Annotated in this window: 3 protein-coding genes and 1 pseudogene; 1 reads left to right on the top strand and 3 read right to left on the bottom strand. The window is 41.3% G+C overall.

Features of this window, described 5'->3' with window-relative positions:
* The first annotated feature begins 169 nt into the window (after positions 1-169).
* Positions 170-355 carry a hypothetical protein gene (locus ABHN01_RS03640; protein ID WP_429874405.1) on the top strand — a complete coding sequence of 62 codons (186 nt, stop codon included), beginning with the start codon at positions 170-172 and terminating at the stop codon, positions 353-355.
* A 231-nt stretch (positions 356-586) separates the two neighbouring features.
* Here the strand turns inward: ABHN01_RS03640 and ABHN01_RS03635 are convergent.
* From ABHN01_RS03635 to ABHN01_RS03625, 3 genes and pseudogenes are all read right to left on the bottom strand, one after another.
* Positions 587-709: pseudogene (locus ABHN01_RS03635) on the bottom strand (IS110 family transposase); the annotation flags it as partial.
* Positions 710-907: 198 nt separating this feature from the next.
* Positions 908-2,155 carry an RNA polymerase sigma factor gene (locus tag ABHN01_RS03630; protein WP_429874404.1) on the bottom strand — a complete coding sequence of 416 codons (1,248 nt, stop codon included), beginning with the start codon at positions 2,153-2,155 and terminating at the stop codon, positions 908-910.
* A complete protein-coding gene (locus tag ABHN01_RS03625; RefSeq protein ID WP_290398448.1) occupies positions 2,155-2,577 on the bottom strand; it encodes a YciI family protein in 423 nt (140 codons plus the stop codon). Before ABHN01_RS03625 ends, ABHN01_RS03630 begins: the two co-directional genes overlap by 1 nt.
* Between the last annotated feature and the right edge of the window lie 555 nt (positions 2,578-3,132).

The raw sequence follows: 3,132 nt of genomic DNA, 5'->3' as shown, positions 1-3,132 counted from the left end.
TTTTAAAGGGCTCAGTTCATGATAAGATCGGTTTTTGCAATTCAACCGGATGAATGAAAAGTATGAAATTAGAATCGAGTTCGTGAAGGAAGCTGAATTAAAGTAATGGATTTTATTTTGGATCAATTGTTCATACTAATATAAACTAGCTGTTACAGAAGGAGATTATATGCCAAATCAAGAAAATAACAGCCATAATCCAATTCCTCATAAAAATAAAAAAGATGATACATACCACATACTTAAACAAGCAATGGAAATGGATACAGATGTCAATGAAGACACAAATCGGGAAAGATTATTGGATGAATCGTTCGATTCGTTTCTAGAATCGAACGAACATCAGGAAAATTAAACAGGAATTGTCGTGGCTCATCTCATGTATTAGAAGCACCTAACACCTATCCTTCCCTGATACATGTTTCAAGGATACCAGCTAATAGAAGGTCAGCAGGTAGGACTAAAAAGGTGGAAAAAGTCATGTTACAATAAAAATGACCAACAAAATAAACTTCAAATACAGTAACTTTAAATTATTTCCAATAAAGTATTTTATTGGGTAATTTATATATTTTTTGGAAGCCTCTTTGCGTTTTAATAAAACATAAATCCAATGAACGAGCTTGTTTACACAAGCAATGATGGCCACCTTATGTGGTTTCCCTTCTTCACGCTTTTTGTTATAAAATGCTCTAAGTTTTGGATTGCGGTCGTTAGTTATCCCACATTTTCCTCCCTGCAAAACAAAAAAGCATCTGAAGTGAGTTGAAAATCTTTCCTCAGATGCGTGGCAGCTGCGTTTTTTTTTGTAAACCCCAACTTGGCATGGTTATATTGACCAGACTCGTAAATCGAAAAATTGATGTTAGATTTCTGCGAGAAATCTTTCAGCAAGAAACGTTTAGAATTAAACGTAATCGGCTGCCCGCTTTAGAAGCAAGGCTCGCTCTTGTTCATTCTGTGTAAGCGATGCTGCACGCTTGAACTCAGCGCATGCTTCCTCATTTCTCTCCAGCTTTGCAAGCAAGTCGCCACGAACCGCTGGCAATAAGTGATACTTTTTCAAGGAAGGTTCGTCTTCCAATGCATCCACGATCTCCAGCCCAGCGGCCGGTCCATAAGCCATGGAAATAGCAACAGCGCGGTTCAATTCCACTATGGGAGATGGTGCCACCTGGGAGAGGGCATCGTATAGTGCGGAAATTTCTTGCCAATCCGTTTCCGATGCCGTTCGTGCCTTGGCGTGACAAGCAGCTATACATGCTTGCAGTGAGTACGGACCATAGGCACCGCCGATTTGCTCAATCCGCTTTAGCGCCGAATAGCCGCGGTGAATCAAAAGATCATCCCAAAGGGCCCGATTCTGATCCTGAAGCAATATCGGCTCTCCCGATGGGCCAATGCGCGCTTTGAAACGTGACGCCTGGATTTCCATGAGAGCAATCAGGCCATGTACTTCCGGTTCCTCAGGGAGAATTTCCGCCAGAATCCGGCCAAGACGAATAGCTTCACTGCACAGCGTTGGACGAATCCAGTTCTCACCACCAGTTGCAGAATATCCTTCATTAAACATGAGATAGATCACATCCAGAACTGATGACATCCGGCTTGAAAGCTCAAGTCCACAGGGAACTTCAAAAGGTACCTTTGAAGCAGAAAGCGTACGCTTAGCTCTGACGATTCGTTGTGCAATGGTTGATTCAGACACAAGAAAAGCTTGCGCAATTTCATCTGTCTTTAAGCCGCATAACAGTTTAAGCGTTAGAGCGACTCGAGTTTCCCTGGAAAGTACCGGATGACAAGTGGTGAAGATGAGACGCAGGAGATCGTCATTGATCTCCTCGTCAATTGAATCATAGTCCGTTTTTGCTTTGAATTCCATGTTGCGGCCGATTTCCTCATATTTTTGATCACGTAATTTGTTTCGACGCAGAAGATTAATCGCCAGACGTTTGGCAACAGTCATGAGCCAGGCTCCCGGTTTTTCCGGTATGCCTGATTCCGGCCATTTTTCAAGTGCAATGGCCAACGTATCTTGCGCTAAATCCTCTGCAATACTGACATCTTGAATTATTCGGGCAACACCGGCTATGATTCTGGCTGATTCGACGGTCCAGATTCCTTCAATGGTACGATGGGTTCTATAGGTTGTCACTATGGTCTTCTTTTTTCTGATTTCTCGCGTAATTCAGCTTCTTTTGCCAACATTTCGGACAGCTCCGGCGCCTCATATACTTGACGCAATTCAATCTGACCTTCCCCATGTCCCATCGGGTCCGGCATCCGCATGGCCCACTCGATGGCTTCTTCCCTCGATTTCACATCAATCAGAATGAACCCGGCAATCAATTCTTTCGTTTCCGTAAATGGGCCATCCGTAACCACCGGCTTTTCCCCTGGTTTAGGATACGAAATGCGAATTCCATTTGAACTTGGATGAAGTCCTTTAGCCGCAACCCGCACGCCTGCCTTAACTAATTCCTCATTGTACTTCCTCATGGCTTCATTGAGCTCTGAGCTCGGGCGATTTCCGCCTTCCGAATTCTTCGAGGCTTTGACAATCAGCATAAATAGCATAAAAATTTCCTCCTTCTTTTTAGAGGCAAATCCCCTAATTGGCCTCTTTATAAATACAACGAACGGGAAACACCAAAATCAACACAATGAATAAAAAATCTTAAAAATTCTTTTCAAAATTGCTATATAGAAATAGGGCAAGAGAGTATTATTTGATACATAATAGATTAGCTTTTATTTGACAGAAAAGCTTATAAAGATCATGAGGACCTCATTGTGAAACTTTTAGCTAAGATTTATACTGAATTTCGGATCGACGACACAATGTTGCGCTTAGTACAGTTTGGACTATTCTTCTTCTACATTCCTGCTCTATTGTTCAATAAAAAGGTGTAGATCTCCTTCTTAAAGAAACAATCCAAATTTTGAATATATAGGAATATACTTGTCAAGGAATAATCGTTCATATAAAAGTAATTAGGTTCATGTTAATTGTTTCTACACTATATTCTGAATAACCTTAGTAAGTATCCCTTGTTTCACATAATGGCTAAATTACGCAAAAAGTCTCAACAAGTTTCTTCAACAAACGGGCCCGTTCGTATTATAAGGTTA

This window comes from Fictibacillus sp. NRS-1165, from assembly GCF_050468105.1.
GTDB lineage: Bacteria > Bacillota > Bacilli > Bacillales > Fictibacillaceae > Fictibacillus_C > Fictibacillus_C terrinigri.
The sequence above is the reverse complement of the archived record's forward strand: the minus strand, read 5'-3'. Positions and strand labels throughout refer to the sequence as shown.

Excerpts from the sequence above, each read along its gene's own strand:
- ABHN01_RS03640 (WP_429874405.1), top strand. The coding sequence starts at position 170 with ATGCCAAATCAAGAAAATAACAGCCATAATCCAATTCCTCATAAAAAT.
- ABHN01_RS03625 (WP_290398448.1), bottom strand. The coding sequence starts at position 2,577 with ATGCTATTTATGCTGATTGTCAAAGCCTCGAAGAATTCGGAAGGCGGA.